This window comes from Streptomyces cathayae (assembly GCF_029760955.1).
In the GTDB taxonomy this organism is placed as follows: domain Bacteria; phylum Actinomycetota; class Actinomycetes; order Streptomycetales; family Streptomycetaceae; genus Streptomyces; species Streptomyces cathayae.
Map to the genome: position 1 here is coordinate 4,155,916 of NZ_CP121682.1, position 20,352 is coordinate 4,176,267.

Consider the following 20,352-nt stretch of genomic DNA (forward strand, 5'->3'; position numbering starts at 1 on the left):
ACCCGGACGGATGGAGCGGCCGGGCGGGTTGGAGGAACGCACGAACCCGCCCGGCCCGCTCCTTCGGAAGCCCGCACAAGGCGAACGCCTCCGGTCCCGTTAGGCTGACCCCGTGAAGGTCCTCGTCATCGGCAGCGGTGCCCGCGAACACGCCCTGTGCCGTTCTCTGTCCCTCGATCCCGACGTCACCGCGCTCCACTGCGCTCCCGGCAACGCCGGTATCGCCGAGGTGGCCGAGCTGCACCAGGTCGACGCCCTGGACGGCGCGGCCGTGTCCGCGCTGGCCGCACGGCTCGGCGTGGACCTCGTGGTGGTCGGCCCGGAGGCCCCGCTCGTCGCCGGTGTCGCCGACGCCGTGCGCGCGGCGGGCATCGCCGCCTTCGGCCCCTCCAGGGAGGCCGCGCGGCTCGAGGGCTCCAAGGCCTTCGCGAAGGACGTCATGGCGGGGGCGGGCGTGCCCACGGCACGGGCGTACGTCTGCACCACCCCCGCCGAGGCCGCCGCCGCCCTCGACGCCTTCGGTGCTCCCCACGTCGTCAAGGACGACGGGCTCGCCGCCGGCAAGGGTGTGGTCGTCACCGACGACCTCGAGGCGGCCCAGGCGCACGCCGAGGCGTGCAGGCAGGTGGTCATCGAGGAGTACCTGGACGGCCCCGAGGTCTCCCTCTTCGCCGTGACCGACGGCGAGACCGTGCTGCCGCTCCAGCCCGCCCAGGACTTCAAGCGCGCGCTGGACGGCGACGAGGGTCCCAACACCGGCGGCATGGGGGCGTACTCCCCGCTGCCGTGGGCCGATCCGAAGCTGGTCGACGAGGTCACGCGGTCGGTGCTGCAGCCGACCGTCGACGAGTTGCGGCGGCGCGGCACCCCCTTCTCCGGCCTGCTCTACGCCGGTCTCGCGATCACCTCGCGCGGTGTGCGCGTGATCGAGTTCAACGCCCGGTTCGGCGACCCGGAGACGCAGGTCGTGCTGGCCCGGCTGAAGAGCCCGCTGGCCGGGCTGCTGATGGCCGCCGCCACCGGGAACCTCGCCGACCTGGAGCCGCTGCGCTGGAGCGAGGACGCCGCCGTCACGGTCGTCGTCGCCTCGCACAACTACCCCGGCCCTCCGCGCACCGGCGACCCGATCACCGGCCTGGACGAGGTCGCCGCCCAGGACGCCCCGCACGCGTACGTGCTGCACGCGGGGACGAAGCGGGTGGGCGAGGAGACCGTCAGCGCGGGCGGCCGGGTGCTGTCCGTCACGGCGACCGGCGCGGATCTCACCGAGGCCCGCGACCGTGCCTACCGCGCGGTCTCCCGGATCCGCCTCGACGGCTCCCAGCACCGCACGGACATCGCGGCGGAGGCGGCCAAGGGCGCATGAGCCCACGCCCCCACCGATGAACCCCACGGGCCCCGATCCGCCTCAGGATCCGGGGCCCGAACTTTGCCGTCCGTCACTCACCTTTGCCCTGAGCCATTCCATCGAGTGACCGATACGCCATCCGGCTGACGAGGGCCGGGGCCCCAACTAGGGTGCCGCGCAAGCGTTCCGGCATGCTCCGGCACTTGGCTCACCGGCATTGCGATGTCAGTGACGGGTGTCACAGTGGGGAGTGGGCAACGCCAGGAGAGCGTCCGGACCGTCGGGAGGGGGTGAGGCAGGGACATGAGCATGAGCGGAGGTGTCATGGGCAGGGACGCGGGTGCGCAGTCGGCGCGTTCACGGGCGCTCGCGGTGCTCCGCCTGCGCAGCAGGGCACTGGCCGTCGCCCTGCTGCCCGCGGCCGTCGCGGTGATCCTGCTCGTCGGCGGCTCCACCGGCCATTTCGTCGGCACCGGCTGGGACGTCGTCCGCTGGACGCTCACGCCGCTGGCGGTACTGGCCCTGCTCGCCGCCGCCGGAGTCGCCCTGGTCGTCGCCCGCGCCCGGCCCGCCATGAGCCCGACGGTCCCGATCGCCGAGCGGGCGGCCCCGGACCTGTACCGGATGGTGCGCGACCTCGCCGACCGGCTCGACGTCCCCGCTCCGTCCGCGATAGCGCTCACCCCGGACTGCGACAGTTGGCTGGAGGACCGCACCCACCCGGCGCACGGCCCCCCGCCCCTCGAGGAGCCCGCCGAGGAGCACGGGGACACAGCGGGCTCGGGCCGGCCTCCGCACCGCCGGACGACCGTCGCCGCGCCCGTGCTGGTGATCGGCTCCCCGTTCCTGTGGTGGATGCGGGTCGGCGAGTTGCGCGCGGTCCTCGCCCCGGTCGTGGCCGGTACGGGACCCTCGGCACACCCGGACATAGCCGCCGCCCGGCGTTTCGTCCGGGGTCTCGACGCCGCGGTGGCCGTGACCTCGGAGCCTCGGCGCGGACCGGTCTTCCGGGCGGTGTTCGCCGGCGTCGGCTGGGTCGCGCGGTCGTTGCTGCGCGGCTGCCGGGTGCACACCGCCGAGATGGAGCGGGGGGTCGCCGCGGCGGCGGCCGACCGCGCCCAGGCCGTGGACTACGGGCTGAGGATCGTCGCCCAGGAACAGGTGGGACTGGCGTACGCGGGCTGGGACCGGCTGCTCACCCGGGTGGCGCTGCCCGCCTGGCGGATGGGCCGCTGGCCCTCGCGGCTCAACGCCGGGGTGGTGGCCGCGCTCACCGAGCTGTCCCGCCGGGACCGGCTGGCCGAGGGGTTCGCCTCCCGCCTCGGTGAGCGTCCCGCCTGCGACCTGCTCGAAGAGCCCGGAGCGGTGGACGAGGCCACCTCCCTCCTCGCCGCCCGCCTCTTCCACGGCGGCCCCGCCGGGAGCGGGCCCGAGTGGTCGCCGGTCCACTGGGGCGACTACCCGGAGGAGGTCGTCGACCGCAAATGGCGTACGGACGCGGCCCGGCTCCACCGCGTTCTGGACGCCCTCGGCGTACGCCCCGCCGACAGCGGGGAGGGCCTGGGCTCCGACGGCCCGACCCTCTCCCGCGTCCTCGACCACCTGACGGACCCGGTGCCGGTCCCACGCGCGGAACCGCCCGTGCACACGGGACCGGGAAACGGTGCCGACGCCGTCGGCCATGACGAGGACTCCGACGACGAGGAACCCGACGACGAGGACCTCTCCGGAACCACCCCGCGCAGTGCCGCCCTGGCCGCCCGGATCAGCGCCGAAGTGGCCCGCGAGGGCGCCGCGGCCACCGAGCGGGCCGCGTCCGCCTCCATATCCATACCTGCCTCATCCATACCCGCTTGCGGAACCGCCTCGGCCGAGAGCGCCCCGAGCGCTCCCCCCGCACCGGCCGACCTCGCCTCCCTCTGGGACGACAGGGCGTTGCCCCTGCTTCCCCTCCAGCCCCCGCGCACCGGCCGCGAACTGCTCGCCGACCACATCATGGCGATGGTCTGCTGCGCGGCCATGGACACCGCGGGCGCGGCCCCCGGGCTCGACTGGCTCGACGGCCCGGCCCTCCTCATCGGCGGCGTCCGTGTCACGGACCTCCCCGCCCAGGTCATGACGCTGATCGAGGACGGCGACCCTGCGGCCCTGCGCCTGTGGCTGACCCGGCAGGGCATACGCCCGGAGAAGCCCGTACGGCTCGTCTGAGCCGGACTTCCCCCACCTCCCGCCCCCTCACCCGGAGTTCCGGCTTCCGCTTTTGACCGGTTCGCGACGAAGGGTGATGGAATGCGTGCTCCATGTGATGTGCTTGGCCTGTTCGTGCTCCGTGACCAGGGCTTGCGCCGTACGACAAGCGCATCGCCGCCCGTCGGCAACGGGGCCGGCAGGGCCAGCGGGGCCAGTGGGGGCCGACGGGGCCGGGGAGGGGAGCGACCATGGGGCCGGAGCAGGGCCGCCGCCGGATCGAGGGGTTCAGTTCCACCGGCGGGGTGGCACCCGGAGGGACGATCGACTTCCACGTCTCCATCGACCCGCCCCAGGAGTTCGGCGTCGACGTCCACCGCGTCGGCCACTACGACGGGCGGCGCACCGCCCGGATCGCGTCCGGCCCCCGCCTGGCGGGCATCGCACAGCCGCCGCCGCTCACCGCCGACCGTACGGTCTCCTGCCACCACTGGTGGCTGTCCTGGCGACTGCGGGTCCCGTCGGACTGGAGCGTCGGCGCCTACGTGGCCGTCCTGACCACCGCCGACGGCCGCCACCGGTCCCACATCCCCTTCACGGTGCGCGACGACCGCCCGGCGGACCTGCTCCTGGTGTTACCCGACATCACCTGGCAGGCCCACAACCGCTACCCGTGGGACGAGGACGGGCAGCCGCTCGACGAGGCCGACGCGGCGGCGACCACCGTCTCCTTCGACCGCCCGTACGCGGACACCGGCCTGCCGCCGTACGCCGGTCACACCTACGACGTCATCCGCTGGGCCGAACGCTACGGCTACGACCTCGCCTACGCCGACGCCGGCGACCTGCACGCCGGCCGGGTCGATCCCACCCGCTACCGGGGAATGGTCTTCCCCGGACCCGACGTGTACTGGTCCCAGGCCATGCGCGGCACCGTGGAACACGCCCGCGAGCACGGCACCTCCCTCGTCTTCCTCTCCGCCCGCACCATGTACGGGCAGGTGGAGCTCGCCCCCTCCCCGTCCGGAGCCCCCGACCGTCTGCTGACCCACCGCAGACGCCGGGCCCCGGAACGCCGGACTCCGGGCAGACCGTCGCTGTGGCGGGAGACGGACCGCGCCGAGCAGCAGCTGCTCGGCATCCAGTACGCCGGTCAGGTCCCCGCACCGCATCCGCTGATCGTGCGCAACGCCGACCACTGGCTGTGGCAGGGGACGGGGGCGTCCGAGGGCGACGGGATCGAGGGGCTGGTCGCGGTCGGGGCCGACCGTTACTTCCCGCGCACCCCGCTGCCCGAGCACGAGGAACGGATCCTGCTCGCGCACTCCCCGTACACCGACCGGGCGGACGGCAGGCGGCACCAGGAGACCTCCCTGCACCGGGCGCCCTCCGGCGCGTGGGTCTTCGCGTCGGGGACGCTCGCCTGGTCCCCGGCCCTGGACGGCCCCGGCCGGAGCGACCCCCGCATCCAGCGCGCCACGGCCAATCTCCTCGACCGCATCTGCAAACACGTCTGACCGGCTCCGGCCCGTGGCCCCCGCGGCCGCCCCCGAGCGGCGGGGGCGGCCGTCCGTACGGGACAATTGGCGTCACTGTCCCGCCGTCTCCCCCGCCGTCCTGCGCGAGTGGAGCGAGCCCCGCGGGGTGTCCTGCTGTTCCGAGCCACGCGGAGGAACCGTGTCCGGATTCGTCGAGAAGCCCGAGCCGATCCAGGTTCCGGGCCTGGTGCACCTGCACACCGGAAAGGTGCGCGAGCTGTACCGGAACGAGGCCGGCGACCTCGTCATGGTCGCCAGTGACCGCATCTCCGCCTACGACTGGGTGCTGCCGACCGAGATCCCGGACAAGGGCAGGGTCCTCACCCAGCTCTCCCTCTGGTGGTTCGACCAGCTCGCCGACCTGGTCCCGCACCACGTCCTGAGCACCGAACTCCCCGCGGGCGCCCCCGCCGACTGGGCGGGCCGCACACTCGTCTGCACGTCCCTGCGGATGGTCCCCGTGGAGTGCGTGGCCCGCGGCTACCTCACCGGTTCGGGCCTCGCCGAGTACCGGGAGTCCCGTACGGTCTGCGGCCTGGCCCTCCCCGAGGGGCTGGTGGACGGATCGGAACTGCCCGGCCCGATCTTCACCCCGGCCACCAAGGCCGCCGTCGGCGAGCACGACGAGAACGTCTCCTACGAGGAGGTCGCCCGCCAGGTCGGCGCCGACGTCGCGGCGCAGCTGCGGCAGACCACCCTCGCCGCGTACACCCGTGCCCGGGACATCGCCCGCGACCGGGGGATCATCCTCGCGGACACCAAGTTCGAGTTCGGCTTCGACGGCGACACCCTGGTCGTCGCGGACGAGGTGCTCACCCCGGACTCCTCCCGCTTCTGGCCGGCCGATCAGTGGGAGCCGGGCCGCGCACAGCCGTCGTACGACAAGCAGTACGTGCGGGACTGGCTGACCTCCGCCGAGTCGGGCTGGGACCGTGCGAGCGAGCAGCCCCCGCCGGCGCTGCCGCAGCCCGTCGTCGACGCGACCCGGGCGAAGTACGTGGAGGCGTACGAGCGTTTGACGGGCATGAGCTGGAGCTGAGGGAACGGCGAAGGCCCCGGTCGATGACCGGGGCCTCGGTGTGGAGCGGACGACGAGGTTCGAACTCGCGACCTCAACCTTGGCAAGGTTGCGCTCTACCAGCTGAGCTACGTCCGCATTGCGCCGTGGCGCGAGGCCAACTATACCCAACCCCGCTCGCGGGCGAGGCGTACCGCGGCATGACGGTTCTCCGCACCGAGTTTCGAAGCGGCCGACGACAGGTAGTTGCGCACGGTCCCCTGGGACAGCGCGGCCCGCTCCGCGATCTCCGCCACGGGCGCCCCGTCGGCCGCGAGTTCCAGCACCTCGGCCTCGCGCACGGTCAGCGGCGAGTCGCCCGCGGCGATCGCGTCGGCGGCCAACTCGGGATCCACGTAACGGTTTCCCGCGTGCACCGCGCGGATGATCTCTGCGAGGCGCTGTGCGCTGACGGTCTTGGGGACGAAACCGCGCACCCCCGCCGCGAGCGCCCGCTTCAGGTGTCCGGGCCGTCCGTGGCTGGTCACGATCAGCACCCGGCAGCCGGGGAGTTCCGCCCGCAGCGATGTGGCGACGTTCACGCCGTCGGCGCCGGGCATCTGCAGATCCAGTACGGCGACGTCGGGGACGTGCGCCCGGGCCATCGCCAGTGCCTCCGGACCGGAGGCCGCCTCGGCGACGACCAGGAGGTCGTCCTCCAGGGACAGCAGCGCGGTGAGCGCACCCCGGATCAGATGCTCGTCGTCGGCGAGCAGCAGCCGGACGGGGTGCGCGGGCCGGGGTGTCGTCACGGCGTGACCTCGCTCACGTTCGTACGGGACGCGGGAGCCGCGGTGGACGTGGCGGACACGGGGGACGCGGTGGGTTCCTCCGAGGGGAACGTTCCGGAACCGGCGGCCGACGGCAACGGGACCTCGGCCGTCAGCAGGAACCGCCCGTCCCCGGTCGGGCCGGCCCGCAGGGTGCCGCCGATCTCGGCCAGCCGCTCACGCAGCCCGACCAGTCCGGCCCCCCGGCCCGAGCCGCCGTTCTCCGGCACACCGTCGTTCTCCACCGTCAGTACCGTCCGCACCGTCTGCCCCTTCAGCACCCGTATCCCCACCGCACACCGCCGTGCGTCCCCGTGCCGCAGCACGTTGGTCACCGCTTCCCGTACGACCCAGCCCAGCGCGGACTGCACCTGCGCCGGGAGCCCGGTCGCCGAACCGGTGACCGCGCAGTCGATGCCGGCCGCTTCCAGGACGCCCTTGGCGCCCGCGAGTTCGCTGCCCAGGTCGGCCTCGCGGTAGCCGCGGACGACCTCGCGCACCTCCCGCTGCGCCTCGTGCGCCAGCCGCTGCACCTCGACCATCTGCGTCACCGCCTCCGGCCTTTCCCGCTGGGCCAGTTGGACGGCCAGCTCGCTCTTCAGCGCGATCACGGCGAGGTTGCGGCCCATGACGTCGTGCAGATCCCGTCCGAACCGCAGCCGCTCCTCCGCGACGGCGAGCCGGGTACGGGTCTCCCGGGCCTCGTCGAGTTCGTACACGGTATGGAGCAGCCAGGACGAGATCACCGAGGTGAAGGCCATGACCCCGCAGCCGACCAGCATCACCACCGCGAAGAGCAGCGCGTCCGGGGCGGGCACACCGAAGGACAGCGACACCAGTCCCGTGCCCACCGCGAAGCCCACCACCCAGCCGAACACCCGCGGTCGGCTGCGCACCCCGAGCGCGACGATCCCGACGCCGAAGCACGGGAGGAACAACAGGATCCCGGCGACCGCTTCGGCGACGTCGCTGCTCGCCGGCCCGTGCTCGACGATCGCCATGGCCGCCACCGTGACGGCCGCGGAGACGGCCCCGAGCGCCCACAGCAGCCGGAGCGGCTGCTTCCGCTGCCCGCGCACCCAGTCCAGTGCCCGCGAGGCGGTCACGGCGCACAGCACGCAGTGCACGGCGATCACGAGCAGCAGGGGAACAGCGAGCCTCGGCCCGAGGTGCCCGAACCGCCCGACCATCGGGCTGCCGGCCGCCATGAACTCGACCAGGGCGAAGGAGTGGAACGACCACCGGGTGTACGTCTCCACCTTGTCCGGGGTGCTCTTGCTCCCCCACCAGCCGCCCGGCCTGCCCGTGCCACCGCCTCCCGCCGTCGGCACGTCAGCGCCTCGGGTCCCAGCGGAACCACCGGCGGACGGCGAACACCGACAGCAGCGCCCAGGCCGCGCCGGTCGCCAGGGCGAACAGTGTCTCGGAGCCGGACAGGCTGCCGGTGAAGCCGCCGCGCAGCAGGGTCATGACGGGGGCGAGGGGCAGCAGTTCGCAGAAGGAGGCCAGCCGGTCGGGCAGCACCTCCAGCGGGACCATCACCCCGGAGCCGGCCATCGACACCAGGATCACCGGCATCGCGGTGACCTGCGCGCTCTCGGTGGTCCGGGTGAAGCCCGCGGTGACGGCGGCGAGCGCCGCGCACAGCCCCAGGCCCAGCAGCAGCCCCAGCACGGACAGATGGACGGCTTGCGGCGCGGCCATGTCCAGGAGCAGTGCGCAGCCCCCCGCCAGCAGCAGCGACTGCACCAGCCCGATGGCGACGGACGGGAGCGAGGCCCCGCAGAGGATCTCGGCGTCCCGCAGTTCCCCGGTGCGCAGCCGCTTCAGCACCAGTTCCTCGCGCCGGGTGACGAAGACGCTGACGAGCGACGTGTAGACGGCGAACAGCAGAGAGAAGCCGATCGCGCCGGGCAGGACCACCGCGCCGAGATCGAGACCCACCTCGTCGAGGTCCATCCCGTCGGCCACCGAGTACAGGCTGAGCGGAAGCACCAGCGGCACGAAGAGCGCGGCGAAGAGCGTGCCCCTGCTGCGTCCGAGCAGCGCCAACTCGGCTCGGGCGAGGGCCCGCATGCGTCCCACGGGGGTGCTTGCCGCGGTGTTCCCGCCGCTCACGGCCTCCGCCGTTCCCCCGGTCGACCCCTCGGCCGAATTCTTGGTCGTGCTGACCGTCCCGCTCATGCCGCGTACTCCTTTCCCATGGTGGTGCTCTCCCCCTGCTCGAGGGTTTCGCGCGCGGAGGCTTCCCGGGCTATACCCAGGAACGCCTCCTCCAGCGACGCCGAGCGCACGTCCAGCCCCTTCAGTTCCACACCGGCCTGCTCCGCCCACACCAGCAGGCCCGTGGCCGCCCGTTGCAGCTCACGGGTGTGCAGCCGGACGACCTGTCCGTCCAGTTCGTGCCCGGTCACGCCCAGGTCGTCGAGCGGCGGCAGGTCACCGGGGAAGTAGCCGTGGGGCAGTTCGAAGGTGATCCGCGACGGCTGTGCGGCGGTCACCTCGGCGGGGGTGCCGGTGATGGCGATGCGTCCCTTGTGCATGATCGCGAGGCGGTCGGCCAGGGACTCGGCCTCCTCGAGGTAGTGGGTGGTCAGCAGCACGGTCGTGCCGTTGTCGCGCAGGGCCCGCACCAGACGCCAGGTGTCGCGGCGCCCTTCGGCGTCCAGGCCGGTCGTCGGCTCGTCGAGGAACAGCACCTCGGGGTCGCCGAGCAGCGCGAGGGCCAGGTCGAGGCGGCGCCGCTCACCCCCGGACAGCTGCTTGACCCGTACGCCGTCCTTCCCGGCCAGTCCGACCAGGGGCAGCACCTCCTGCGGGGGACGGGCCCCGCTGACGGTGCCGGCCCACATCCGCGCGGTCTCCATGACGGTCAGGTCGGAGGGGAAACCGCCCTCCTGGAGCATCACGCCGGTGCGAGGCCGCACCACGGCGCGGTCGGTGTACGGGTCGTGACCGAAGATCCTGACCTGCCCGCCGGTCGGCACCGCGAGGCCCTCCAGCAGTTCGACGGTGGAGGTCTTGCCCGCGCCGTTGGTGCCCAGCAGCGCGAAGACCTCCCCGCGCCGTACGGAGAAGTCGATCCCGCGTACGGCCTCGAACCCGCCCCCGTACACACGGCGAAGGTCGGTGACCTCGATCACGTGCTCATGTTCGTTTCCTCGCATGCCCCGATCATTCAGGATCGACCGGCCGGACGGCCGTGCGGGCTGTCACCACTGGGCGTGACAAATGTCAGAACGGCGCCCAAGTCGTCTCGTACGGGCACCGAGAGGGGCACGGCAGCACGAAAAGACCCCGGTCCGATGGACCGGGGTCTGATTCCCGAGCGGACGACGAGGTTCGAACTCGCGACCTCAACCTTGGCAAGGTTGCGCTCTACCAGCTGAGCTACGTCCGCACTGCTCCCGACCGGCTTTCACCGATCGGTGCGAGCACCAGCCTACCTGATCGGATGCGCCGATCGGTACGACTACGCAGAGCGGGTGACAGGAATTGCACACTGCGCCTTCCCCCTGGAAGGGGGATGTTCTACTACTGAACTACACCCGCATGTACTCCGTGAGCTGGGCTTTTCGGCCTGGCCTCGCGGCGTGCTCCAGACTCTAGCTGATCAATAGGGGTGTTGTGCAAGTCGGCTGTCCCGGGCGCCGGGCGGCCGGAGCCCGGATGACCGGGACCCGGACGGCCGGGCGCACCCCGCCGCGCCGCGCGCCCCCTCACGCCCGCCTCGTCACACCCGCCTCACCGTGCCTGCCTCACCGCGCCTGCCTCACCGCGCCGCGGCGAACGCCTCGTAGATCCGCTTGGGGATCCGTCCGCGCGCGGGGACGTCCATCTGGTTCGACAGCGCCCAGGCGCGCACGGCCGCAGGGGCGGGGGCGACCTCCGTCTGCCGGTACGCCCGGCCCGAGCGGGAGCGTTTGCGGCCGGCCTGCACGTAGGGCGCGAGCGCCTTCCGCAGGTCGTCGGCGTTGGCTTCGTTCAGATCGATCTCGTACGACTTGCCGTCGAGTCCGAAGGCGATCGTTTCCGCCGCTTCCGAGCCGTCGATGTCGTCAAAGAGAGTGACCACGACCTTCTGCGCCACGAATAATCGGTCCCTTCGTGCGACGCTTCCGTGTTGACGTCGGTGATGACGCCCCGGGTGTCGCGAAGATGTCGGCGTCCGCCTGTAAACGGGCAAACCATCTGCTAATGACAATTCATTTGTACAGTGCTCGGCAATGCATTGTGAAGTTCGACTAAATCTGCCCGCGTGTCCGGTGCGCAATAGCGATACGTGACAGATCGCGGATCTTTCCCGGATCTTTTCCCGGGCGCCTCCCCCGCGGCGTCGAATCGTGATCGGGGTCACGTAGATTCCTCCAACTCTACTCGCGTAGAAATTTTGTACGGGTAGTCTGAAGGGACCTGCTCAGCACCACACACCGGGAGTGCCAGTGGCACGCGTCGTAGTCGACGTCATGCTCAAGCCGGAGATCCTCGACCCCCAGGGCCAGGCGGTGCAGCGCGCACTGCCGCGGCTGGGTTTCGAGGGGATCTCGGACGTCCGTCAGGGAAAGCGATTCGAACTGGAAGTTGACGGGCCGGTCGACGAGGCCGCGCTCGCCCGCATTCATGATCTTGCGGAATCCTTCCTCGCCAACACCGTGATCGAGGACTTCACCGTCAGGGTCGAGGAAGTCTCGGAGGCCGTGAAGTGACCGCTCGTATCGGCGTCGTCACTTTCCCCGGCAGCCTCGACGACCGGGACTCGCAGCGCGCGATCCGGCTCGCGGGCGCCGAACCCGTGGCGCTCTGGCACAAGGACAAGGACCTCAAGCAGGTCGACGCGGTCGTGCTGTGCGGCGGATTCTCCTACGGCGACTACCTGCGCGCCGGGGCCATCGCCCGTTTCTCGCCGGTGATGGACACCGTCATCGAGCAGGCGAAGGCGGGTCTGCCGGTCCTCGGCATCTGCAACGGCTTCCAGATCCTCACCGAGGCGCACCTGCTCCCCGGCGGCATGCTGGGCAACGACCACCTGCACTTCATCTGCCGTGACCAGAAGCTGCGGGTGGAGAACGCGGAGACCTCCTGGACCACCGACTACACGGCCGGCCAGGAGATCCACATCCCGCTGAAGAACATGGACGGCCGCTACGTCGCCGACCAGTACACGCTGGACGAGCTGGAGGCCGAGGGCCGCGTCGCCTTCCGGTACCTCGACTTCAACCCCAACGGCTCGCTCAACGACATCGCCGGCATCACCAACGCGGCGGGCAACGTCGTCGGTCTGATGCCGCACCCCGAGCACGCCGTCGAGTCACTGATCGGCACCGGTCGCACCGACGGCCTCCCGTTCTTCACCTCGATCCTCAAGAAGCTGGTCAACGCATGAGCCGGACGCCTCTGGACACGGTCGAGCACGCGGCGAAGACCCCCGACGTCGAGCTGCCCTGGGCCGAGCTCGGCCTGAAGAAGGACGAGTACGAGCGGGTGGTGGAGATCCTCGGCCGCCGCCCGACCGGCGCCGAGCTCGCCATGTACTCGGTGATGTGGTCCGAGCACTGCTCGTACAAGTCCTCCAAGGTCCACCTCCGCCAGTTCGGCGAGAAGGCCCCCGAGTCCGACGCGATGCTCGTCGGCATCGGCGAGAACGCCGGGGTCGTCGACGTCGGCCAGGGCTACGCGGTCACCTTCAAGGTCGAGTCGCACAACCACCCGTCGTACGTCGAGCCCTACCAGGGCGCGGCCACCGGCGTGGGCGGCATCGTCCGCGACATCATCGCGATGGGCGCCCGCCCGGTCGCCGTCGTGGACCCGCTGCGCTTCGGCGCCGCCGACCACCCCGACACCAAGCGCGTCCTGCCCGGCGTCGTCGCCGGCATCGGCGGCTACGGCAACTGCCTCGGCCTGCCCAACATCGGCGGCGAGGTCGTCTTCGACGCCTGCTACCAGGGCAACCCGCTGGTCAACGCCGGTGCCATCGGCGTGATGCGGCACGAGGACATCCACCTCGCCAAGGCGTCCGGGCCCGGCAACAAGGTCATCCTGTACGGCGCCAGGACCGGCGGCGACGGCATCGGCGGCGCCTCGATCCTGGCCTCCGAGACCTTCGACGACGCGAAGCCCTCCAAGCGCCCCGCCGTCCAGGTCGGCGACCCCTTCCAGGAGAAGCTCCTCATCGAGTGCACCCTGGAGGCCTTCCGGGAGAAGCTGGTCGTCGGCATCCAGGACCTCGGCGCGGCCGGCCTGTCCTGCGCCACGTCCGAGCTGGCCTCCAACGGTTCCGGCGGCATGCGCGTCGTCCTCGACGACGTACCGCTGCGCGACTCCACGCTCTCGCCCGAGGAGATCCTCATGAGCGAGTCGCAGGAGCGCATGTGCGCGGTCGTGGAGCCGGAGAAGGTCGACCGCTTCCTCGAGATCTGCGAGAAGTGGGACGTCATCGCCACCGTCATCGGTGAGGTGACCGACGGCGACCGCCTGGAGATCTTCTGGCACGGCGGCAAGATCGTCGACGTCGACCCGCGCACCGTCGCCCACGACGGCCCGGTCTACGAGCGCCCCTACGCCCGCCCCGACTGGCAGGACGCGCTCCAGGCCGACGACGCGAACAAGCTGCCCCGGCCGCAGACCTCCGACGAGCTGAAGGACCAGGTCCTGAAGCTGGTGGGCTCGCCCAACCAGGCCTCCAAGGAGTGGATCACCCGGCAGTACGACCACTTCGTGCAGGGCAACACGGTCCTCGCCCAGCCCGAGGACTCCGGCATGATCCGCGTCGACGAGAAGACCGGCCTCGGTGTCGCCATCGCCACCGACGGCAACGGCCGGTACGCCAAGCTCGACCCGTACACGGGAGCGCAGCTGGCCCTGGCGGAGGCCTACCGCAACGTGGCGACGACCGGTGCCACGCCGCTCGCCGTCTCCGACTGCCTGAACTTCGGCTCGCCGGAGGACCCCGCGGTCATGTGGCAGTTCGCGGAGGCCGTGCGCGGTCTGGCCGACGGCTGTCTGCAGCTCGGCACCCCGGTCACCGGCGGTAACGTCTCGCTCTACAACCAGACCGGCGAGGTCGCCATCCACCCGACCCCGGTGGTCGCGGTCCTCGGTGTCATCGACGACGTGGCGCGGCGCACTCCGGTCGCCTTCCGGGAGGAGGGCCAGCTGATCTACCTCCTGGGCGACACCCGTGAGGAGTTCGGCGGCTCGGCCTGGTCCCAGGTCGTCCACGACCACCTCGGCGGCCTGCCGCCGCAGGTCGACCTCGACCGGGAGCGCCTGCTCGGCGAGATCCTGATCTCCGCCTCCCGCGACGGCATGATCGACTCCGCGCACGACCTGTCCGACGGCGGTCTGATCCAGGCCGTGGTCGAGTCGGCGCTGCTCGGCGGCAGGGGCGCGCGTCTGGTCGTACCGGACGGGCTCGACGCGTTCACCTTCCTGTTCTCCGAGTCGGCCGGCCGCGCGATCGTCGCCGTGCCGCGTTCGGAGGAGGTCCGCTTCACCGACATGTGCGGCGTGCGCGGCCTCCCGGCGACCCGCATCGGAGTCGTCGACGGGGACACGGTGGACCTCCAGGGCGAGTTCGCGCTCACCCTCGAGGAGCTGCGCACGGTCCACGAGGAGACGATCCCGGCCCTGCTGGCCTGATCCGCCCGCCGCTTCCGTACGCGGCACGAAGCCCCCGCCCGGTTCCTTCCGCCGGTCGGGGGCTTCGTCGTGTCACGGGGTGGATGCCGGCACATTGCCTCTTGCGCGGGATTACGTAGTTACGTAATATCGAAGATGTGGAACTCGAAGAACGCATGACCGACCTCGAGCGCCGCCTTGCGGCACTGGAAGCCGCCGGCCGTGCCGCCCCCGGGCTGGGCGAAGGTGACTTCTGGGCCCTTGAGGGGCTGAAGGAGCAGCTCGCCGAGCTGAGGGCGGCCGACGGGGGCGTGCTCTTCACCGGTGCGGTCCGGATGCCGACCGGCGAGCAGTACGAGTGGCAGCACGGCGCGCTCACCCAGGGGCTGCTGGCCTGCGAGTGGCCGGACGCCGCCGAGGCGCTCGCCGCGCTCGGCCATCCGGTACGGCTCCGGCTGCTCCGCGAGATAGTCGGCGGCCGGCGCACCGCGGCCGAACTGGCGGAGCTGGAGGAGATCGGCACGACCGGCCAGATCTACCACCACCTGCGCCAGCTGACCGGTGCGGGCTGGCTGCACACCACCGGCCGGGGCCGCCACGAGGTACCGGCGGGCCGGGTCGTACCGCTGCTGGTGACGCTGTCGGCTGCGCGTCCCTGACCGGCCGGCGCCGTACCCACGACGACCAGGGGGAACCATGTCCGCACGCAAACTCGCCATGAGGACCTTCCGAGGACTGCAGCTGGGTTTCATCGCCCTGGTGGCCGCCCACATCTGCCTCGGCTGGGACTACCCGATCCTGTGGAACCTGCTGCCGCTGCTCCTGGCCTACGTCCTGATCACCGTGGTCAACCGGTGGGGCGGCGGCGCCCCGGACCATCCGCGCCGCGCGCGTGAACCGGTCGAGGTCGACCCGCCCGTGACCGGCCGCTGGTCCGCGCTGAACAGTCCCGCCGACCGCACCCCGAGCCACGGCACCCATGCCTACGGCCAGACGTATGCCATCGACATCGTCGCCGAACCCGAGCCGGGCGCCCGTCCCGCGTTCTCCGCGCTGTGGCCGCTCGCCCGCCGCCCCGACGCCTTTCCCGCGTTCGGCGCTCCGCTGTACGCGGTCGCCGATGCCACGGTCGTCCGCGTGTCCGACGGACAGCGCGACCACCTCAGCCGTGCCTCGCTGCCCGGACTGCTGTACCTGATGCTCGTCGAGGGCTCGGTGCGCGAGATGAGCGGGGTCCACCGGATCGTCGGCAACCACCTGGTGCTCGACCTCGGCGACGGAACGCACGCCGCCTACGCACACGTGCGGCGCGGCTCGTTCACCGTCCGCGAGGGCGACCGGGTGCGGGCCGGACAGGTGCTCGCCCGCTGCGGCAACTCGGGCAACTCCTCCGAGCCGCACCTGCACTTCCAGCTGATGGACGGCCCCGACCCGGACACCGCGCGCGGCATCCCGTTCACCTGGCGGGGCGCCGGCGTCCCCCGCAACGGCGAGGTGTTCGACATACCGGCACCGGAACCGGTCACCCCCGCCTGACCTCCTAGGCTGCCCTCATGCCCCCGGCCAAGAAACGCACCCGCTCCTACGACCCCGCCAGGACCCGCACCGCCGTCCTGGCCCAGTTCGGGAACGTACGGCAGGCGGTACGCACCCTGGACGCGCACCACCTCGCCCTGCCCACCCGTCTCGGTGACTGGACCGTACGGGACCTGCTCGCGCACCTCGCCCTGACCGTCGGGAGCGTCAGCCGGGCCCTGGAGCGGGACGAACCGGCGAAGCCCGGGACGGCGCTGCTGGACCACCCCGCCACGACCGCGGCCCACGCCGATGCCGTCGCCGAGGAGGCCCGGGTGCTCGCCGAGGCCACCCCCGACCTCGGTGCCCTCGGCGCCTTGCTCACCCGCACCGCGCGGGACCTGGCCCGGGACCTCGACGACGCCCCGCCCACCCGGGTGCTCGCCCTGCGCGCCGGGGCCATGAACCTCACCGACTACCTGGTCACCCGCACCGTCGAGCTCGTCGTCCACACCGACGACCTGAACGCCGCCGTGCCCGGCCTCGACGTTCCCCACGACCGCCAGGCTTTCGCCGCCTGCACCCGGCTGCTGGCCGACACGCTCGCCGCGCAGGCGCCCGGAGGCTCGACGGAGGTGCGCATCCCGCCGTACGCGGTCGTGCAGTGCGTGGCGGGGCCGCGGCACACCCGGGGCACCCCGCCCCACGTCGTCGAGACCGACCCGCTGACCTGGATCCGTCTGGCCACCGGGCGCACGGTGTGGCAGGACGCGGTGGCCGACGCCAAGGTGAGCGCGAGCGGTGAGCGGGCGGATCTGGGGCCGTACCTGCCGCTGATGACCTGAGGCGACGGCGGTCGACGTGAACGGCTGCGACAGTCCCCCGGGGCGCCACCGTCCGCGACGGCCATATCACCGTCGGCACGCGCGGCACGACCCGAATGGTGTGCGAAGACTCACTCATGAAGGCCGAGAAGACGCCGCTGAAGCTTTTCGGTACCACGCTCGACCATCGTGCCGATCACCGGAGCGCGACGCTGACCAGCGCAAACGGAAGGGCTGTCCACGCGTTCGCCGCCGAGTGGGCCACGGCCGGGACCCCGTCCCCAATTCGGACCAGCACTCGACCTCGCCTACACTCGGTGGCGTGCCACGTGGTGACGGACGACTCAACCACGACCTGCTCCCCGGAGAGAAGGGCCCCCAGGACGCTTGCGGCGTCTTCGGTGTCTGGGCTCCGGGCGAAGAGGTCGCCAAGCTCACGTACTTCGGGCTGTACGCCCTCCAGCATCGGGGCCAGGAATCCGCGGGTATCGCGGTCAGCAACGGCTCCCAGATCCTCGTCTTCAAGGACATGGGCCTGGTTTCCCAGGTCTTCGACGAGACCTCGCTCGGTTCGCTCCAGGGTCATATCGCGGTCGGTCACGCCCGCTACTCGACCACCGGTGCCTCCGTGTGGGAGAACGCCCAGCCGACGTTCCGTGCCACCGCGCACGGCTCGATCGCGCTCGGCCACAACGGCAACCTGGTCAACACGGCCGAGCTCGCCGAGCTGGTGGCCGAGCTGCCCAAGGAGAACGGCCGCGCCCCGAAGGTGGCGGCCACCAACGACACCGACCTGATCACCGCCCTGCTGGCCGGCCAGCGTGCCGCCGACGGCGAACCGGTGACCGTGGAGCAGGCCGCGCACGTGGTCCTTCCGCAGGTCAAGGGCGCCTTCAGCCTGGTCTTCATGGACGAGAGCACGCTGTACGCCGCCCGCGACCCGCAGGGCATCCGCCCGCTGGTCCTCGGCCGGCTCGAGCGCGGCTGGGTCATCGCCTCCGAGTCCGCCGCCCTCGACATCTGCGGCGCCAGCTTCGTCCGCGAGATCGAGCCCGGCGAGTTCGTCGCCATCGACCAGAACGGACTGCGCTCTTCCCGATTCGCGGAAGCGAAGCCCAAGGGCTGTGTCTTCGAGTACGTGTACCTGGCCCGCCCGGACACCGACATCGCCGGCCGGAACGTCTACCTCTCGCGCGTCGAGATGGGCCGCCGCCTCGCCCAGGAGGCGCCCGCCGAGGCCGACCTGGTGATAGCGACCCCGGAGTCCGGCACCCCGGCCGCCATCGGCTACGCGGAGGCCTCCGGCATCCCCTTCGGCAACGGCCTGGTGAAGAACGCGTACGTCGGCCGTACGTTCATCCAGCCCTCGCAGACCATCCGCCAGCTCGGCATCCGTCTGAAGCTGAACCCGCTCAAGAACGTCATCAAGGGCAAGCGCCTGGTCGTCGTCGACGACTCGATCGTGCGCGGCAACACCCAGCGCGCCCTGGTCCGCATGCTCCGCGAGGCGGGTGCCGCCGAGATCCACATCCGGATCTCCTCGCCGCCCGTGAAGTGGCCGTGTTTCTTCGGCATCGACTTCGCGACCCGCGCCGAGCTGATCGCCAACGGCATGTCCACCGACGAGATCGGCACCTCGCTCGGCGCCGACTCCCTGGCGTACATCTCCATCGACGGCATGATCGAGGCGACGACCATCGCCAAGCCGAACCTGTGCCGCGCCTGCTTCGACGGCGAGTACCCGATGGAGCTGCCCGACCCGGAGCTCCTCGGCAAGCGGCTCCTGGAGTCGGAGCTGGCCGCCGGTACGGCCGAGCCGGCCGCGCTCGACGCGATCCGCCGCCCGTAAACCCCTGTCCTGCCGTAACGAGACGAAGGCTCTCCCAGTCATGTCTGAGAACACTGGCGCCGGCCACGCGGCGGCGTCGTACAGGACCGCGGGCGTCGACATCGACGCGGGTGACCGAGCGGTCGAGCTGATGAAGGAGTGGGTGAAGAAGGCGCGGCGCCCCGAGGTCCTCGGCGGCCTCGGCGGTTTCGCCGGCCTCTTCGACGCCTCCGCCCTGAAGAGGTACGAGCGTCCCCTGCTGGCCTCCGCCACGGACGGCGTCGGCACCAAGGTCGACATCGCCCGCCGGATGGGCGTCTACGACACCATCGGGCACGACCTGGTCGCCATGGTGATGGACGACATCGTGGTGTGCGGCGCCGAGCCGCTGTTCATGACCGACTACATCTGTGTCGGCAAGGTCCACCCCGAGCGGGTCGCCGCCATCGTCAAGGGCATCGCCGAAGGCTGTGTACTGGCCGGCTGTGCCCTGGTCGGCGGGGAGACGGCCGAACACCCCGGCCTGCTGGGCGAGGACGACTTCGACGTCGCCGGCGCCGGCACGGGCGTCGTGGAGGCCGACCGGCAGCTCGGCCCGGACCGCATCCGCAAGGGTGACCGGGTCGTCGCCATGGCCGCCTCCGGGCTCCACTCGAACGGGTACTCGCTGGTCCGGCACGTCCTGCTGAACCAGGCCGGGCTCGCCCTGGAGAGCCGGATCGACGAGCTGGGCCGCACCCTCGGGGAGGAGCTCCTGGAGCCCACCCGGATCTACTCGCTGGACTGCCTGGCCCTGATCCGCACCACCGAGGTGCACGCCTTCAGCCACGTCACCGGCGGCGGCCTCGCGGCCAACCTGGCCCGCGTCGTCCCGGACGGGCTGCACGCGGTGGTGGACCGCTCCACCTGGAGCCCGGCCCCGGTCTTCGACCTCGTCGGCCGGACCGGTTCGGTCGAGCGCCTGGAGCTGGAGCGCACCCTCAACATGGGCGTCGGCATGATCGCGATCGTGCCGGAGGAGTCCACGGACGCGGCGCTGACCACACTGGCCGACCGTGGCGTGGACGCCTGGGTGGCCGGCGAGATCACCGACCGTGGCGAGCACGGCACGGGAGCGGCACTGGTGGGTGACTACGCGAGCTGATGCAGGACGAGCACGCCGAGCAGCAGGCCGAGCACGGTGACTCCCGCGCGGCCCGGGGCCGATGGACCCGGTACCACCGGGCAGGGCCCGGGACCCGGGCCCTGCGGGCAGCACAGAACCCGGTCGGTGACCGGAGTCACCGACCGGGCTGATGAATCAGTGCAAGGTCAAGCGCCACGACGTTGGGGAGAGGACTGGCCGTCCTCGTCCTCGTCGTCGTCCTCATAGAGGTCGGCGTACCGTGCGTACAGGTCGTCATCCTGATCATCGTCCTCGACCGGGTCACCGTTGATATTCGGTGATGTGTTCGAAGGCGATGCACCCAGCTCCTCGGCCAGACGTGCGAGATCCGTCCCGCCGCTGTTGTACTTCAGCTGGCGGGCGACCTTTGTCTGCTTGGCCTTGGCCCGGCCGCGCCCCATGGCTCGACCCCCTCAACGACGGGGCTCGACGGCCCCAGAGTCTTGACACGCGTTCATGGTCCGGAACGGACTCTCCGTGGAGAGGCCGGTCCGTAGGGCTCC

General features: G+C 71.7%; 18 protein-coding genes, 3 tRNA genes and 1 pseudogene. 13 read left to right on the forward strand and 9 right to left on the reverse strand.

Features of this window, described 5'->3' with window-relative positions:
- Positions 1–112: 112 nt before the first annotated feature.
- The 4 genes from purD (at position 113) to PYS65_RS18945 (ending at position 6,112) form a co-directional block, all read left to right on the forward strand.
- Complete coding sequence (purD, locus tag PYS65_RS18930) at positions 113–1,366, forward strand: phosphoribosylamine--glycine ligase (protein ID WP_279335123.1); 1,254 nt, start codon at positions 113–115, stop codon at positions 1,364–1,366.
- A gap of 285 nt (positions 1,367–1,651) precedes the next feature.
- Positions 1,652–3,556 carry a hypothetical protein gene (locus tag PYS65_RS18935; protein ID WP_279335124.1) on the forward strand — a complete coding sequence of 635 codons (1,905 nt, stop codon included), beginning with the start codon at positions 1,652–1,654 and terminating at the stop codon, positions 3,554–3,556.
- A 230-nt stretch (positions 3,557–3,786) separates the two neighbouring features.
- The gene (locus tag PYS65_RS18940) at positions 3,787–5,052 is read left to right on the forward strand and encodes a N,N-dimethylformamidase beta subunit family domain-containing protein (protein WP_279335125.1); all 1,266 of its coding nucleotides are present in this window, start codon (positions 3,787–3,789) and stop codon (positions 5,050–5,052) included.
- Positions 5,053–5,212: 160 nt separating this feature from the next.
- The gene (locus tag PYS65_RS18945) at positions 5,213–6,112 is read left to right on the forward strand and encodes a phosphoribosylaminoimidazolesuccinocarboxamide synthase (RefSeq protein WP_279335126.1); all 900 of its coding nucleotides are present in this window, start codon (positions 5,213–5,215) and stop codon (positions 6,110–6,112) included.
- 41 nt (positions 6,113–6,153) lie between these two features.
- Here the strand turns inward: PYS65_RS18945 and PYS65_RS18950 are convergent.
- The 8 genes from PYS65_RS18950 to PYS65_RS18985 form a co-directional block, all read right to left on the reverse strand.
- Positions 6,154–6,229, reverse strand: a tRNA-Gly gene (locus PYS65_RS18950).
- A 23-nt stretch (positions 6,230–6,252) separates the two neighbouring features.
- Positions 6,253–6,882: a response regulator gene (locus tag PYS65_RS18955; RefSeq protein WP_279335127.1), complete on the reverse strand. Its 630-nt coding sequence runs from the start codon at positions 6,880–6,882 to the stop codon at positions 6,253–6,255.
- A complete protein-coding gene (locus PYS65_RS18960) occupies positions 6,879–8,231 on the reverse strand; it encodes a sensor histidine kinase (RefSeq protein ID WP_279335128.1) in 1,353 nt (450 codons plus the stop codon). Before PYS65_RS18960 ends, PYS65_RS18955 begins: the two co-directional genes overlap by 4 nt.
- Position 8,232: 1 nt before the next feature.
- Positions 8,233–8,976, reverse strand: a complete 744-nt coding sequence (locus PYS65_RS18965) for an ABC transporter permease (protein ID WP_279337996.1) — start codon at positions 8,974–8,976, stop codon at positions 8,233–8,235.
- A 104-nt stretch (positions 8,977–9,080) separates the two neighbouring features.
- The gene (locus tag PYS65_RS18970; RefSeq protein WP_279335129.1) at positions 9,081–10,067 is read right to left on the reverse strand and encodes an ABC transporter ATP-binding protein; all 987 of its coding nucleotides are present in this window, start codon (positions 10,065–10,067) and stop codon (positions 9,081–9,083) included.
- A gap of 160 nt (positions 10,068–10,227) precedes the next feature.
- A tRNA-Gly gene (locus PYS65_RS18975) sits at positions 10,228–10,300 on the reverse strand.
- Between the two features lie 80 nt (positions 10,301–10,380).
- Positions 10,381–10,452, reverse strand: a tRNA-Gly gene (locus PYS65_RS18980).
- A 220-nt stretch (positions 10,453–10,672) separates the two neighbouring features.
- On the reverse strand, positions 10,673–10,990 hold the full coding sequence (locus PYS65_RS18985) for a histone-like nucleoid-structuring protein Lsr2 (protein WP_279335130.1): 318 nt from the start codon (positions 10,988–10,990) through the stop codon (positions 10,673–10,675).
- Positions 10,991–11,342: 352 nt separating this feature from the next.
- Between PYS65_RS18985 and purS the strand changes: the two genes are divergently transcribed.
- From purS to purM, 9 genes and pseudogenes are all read left to right on the forward strand, one after another.
- The gene (gene purS, locus PYS65_RS18990) at positions 11,343–11,606 is read left to right on the forward strand and encodes a phosphoribosylformylglycinamidine synthase subunit PurS (protein WP_202275301.1); all 264 of its coding nucleotides are present in this window, start codon (positions 11,343–11,345) and stop codon (positions 11,604–11,606) included.
- Complete coding sequence (gene purQ, locus PYS65_RS18995; protein WP_202275303.1) at positions 11,603–12,283, forward strand: phosphoribosylformylglycinamidine synthase subunit PurQ; 681 nt, start codon at positions 11,603–11,605, stop codon at positions 12,281–12,283. The genes purS and purQ overlap by 4 nt, the downstream gene beginning before the upstream one ends.
- Positions 12,280–14,538: a phosphoribosylformylglycinamidine synthase subunit PurL gene (gene purL, locus PYS65_RS19000; protein WP_279335131.1), complete on the forward strand. Its 2,259-nt coding sequence runs from the start codon at positions 12,280–12,282 to the stop codon at positions 14,536–14,538. Before purQ ends, purL begins: the two co-directional genes overlap by 4 nt.
- A 155-nt stretch (positions 14,539–14,693) precedes the next feature.
- On the forward strand, positions 14,694–15,176 hold the full coding sequence (locus PYS65_RS19005; protein WP_279337997.1) for an ArsR/SmtB family transcription factor: 483 nt from the start codon (positions 14,694–14,696) through the stop codon (positions 15,174–15,176).
- A 37-nt stretch (positions 15,177–15,213) separates the two neighbouring features.
- Positions 15,214–16,053, forward strand: coding sequence for a M23 family metallopeptidase (locus PYS65_RS19010; protein WP_279335132.1), 840 nt, complete (start codon positions 15,214–15,216; stop codon positions 16,051–16,053).
- A gap of 17 nt (positions 16,054–16,070) precedes the next feature.
- Positions 16,071–16,877, forward strand: a complete 807-nt coding sequence (locus PYS65_RS19015; protein WP_279335133.1) for a maleylpyruvate isomerase family mycothiol-dependent enzyme — start codon at positions 16,071–16,073, stop codon at positions 16,875–16,877.
- A gap of 56 nt (positions 16,878–16,933) precedes the next feature.
- Positions 16,934–17,092 (forward strand): annotated as a pseudogene (locus PYS65_RS19020) (META domain-containing protein); the annotation flags it as partial.
- Between the two features lie 86 nt (positions 17,093–17,178).
- Entirely contained in the window at positions 17,179–18,705 is a 1,527-nt protein-coding gene (gene purF, locus PYS65_RS19025) for an amidophosphoribosyltransferase (RefSeq protein ID WP_279335134.1), read from the forward strand.
- Positions 18,706–18,745: 40 nt separating this feature from the next.
- Complete coding sequence (gene purM, locus PYS65_RS19030) at positions 18,746–19,828, forward strand: phosphoribosylformylglycinamidine cyclo-ligase (RefSeq protein WP_279335135.1); 1,083 nt, start codon at positions 18,746–18,748, stop codon at positions 19,826–19,828.
- A 167-nt stretch (positions 19,829–19,995) separates the two neighbouring features.
- On the opposite strand, the gene PYS65_RS19035 is transcribed toward purM, so the two are convergent.
- The gene (locus PYS65_RS19035; RefSeq protein ID WP_279335136.1) at positions 19,996–20,250 is read right to left on the reverse strand and encodes a DUF3073 family protein; all 255 of its coding nucleotides are present in this window, start codon (positions 20,248–20,250) and stop codon (positions 19,996–19,998) included.
- Positions 20,251–20,352 lie beyond the last annotated feature (102 nt).

Excerpts from the sequence above, each read along its gene's own strand:
- PYS65_RS19035 (WP_279335136.1), bottom strand. The coding sequence starts at position 20,250 with ATGGGGCGCGGCCGGGCCAAGGCCAAGCAGACAAAGGTCGCCCGCCAG.
- purL (WP_279335131.1), top strand. The coding sequence starts at position 12,280 with ATGAGCCGGACGCCTCTGGACACGGTCGAGCACGCGGCGAAGACCCCC.
- PYS65_RS18970 (WP_279335129.1), bottom strand. The coding sequence starts at position 10,067 with ATGCGAGGAAACGAACATGAGCACGTGATCGAGGTCACCGACCTTCGC.
- PYS65_RS19015 (WP_279335133.1), top strand. The coding sequence starts at position 16,071 with ATGCCCCCGGCCAAGAAACGCACCCGCTCCTACGACCCCGCCAGGACC.
- PYS65_RS18940 (WP_279335125.1), top strand. The coding sequence starts at position 3,787 with ATGGGGCCGGAGCAGGGCCGCCGCCGGATCGAGGGGTTCAGTTCCACC.
- PYS65_RS19010 (WP_279335132.1), top strand. The coding sequence starts at position 15,214 with ATGTCCGCACGCAAACTCGCCATGAGGACCTTCCGAGGACTGCAGCTG.
- PYS65_RS19005 (WP_279337997.1), top strand. The coding sequence starts at position 14,694 with ATGACCGACCTCGAGCGCCGCCTTGCGGCACTGGAAGCCGCCGGCCGT.
- PYS65_RS18965 (WP_279337996.1), bottom strand. The coding sequence starts at position 8,976 with ATGCGGGCCCTCGCCCGAGCCGAGTTGGCGCTGCTCGGACGCAGCAGG.
- purM (WP_279335135.1), top strand. The coding sequence starts at position 18,746 with ATGTCTGAGAACACTGGCGCCGGCCACGCGGCGGCGTCGTACAGGACC.
- PYS65_RS18935 (WP_279335124.1), top strand. The coding sequence starts at position 1,652 with ATGAGCATGAGCGGAGGTGTCATGGGCAGGGACGCGGGTGCGCAGTCG.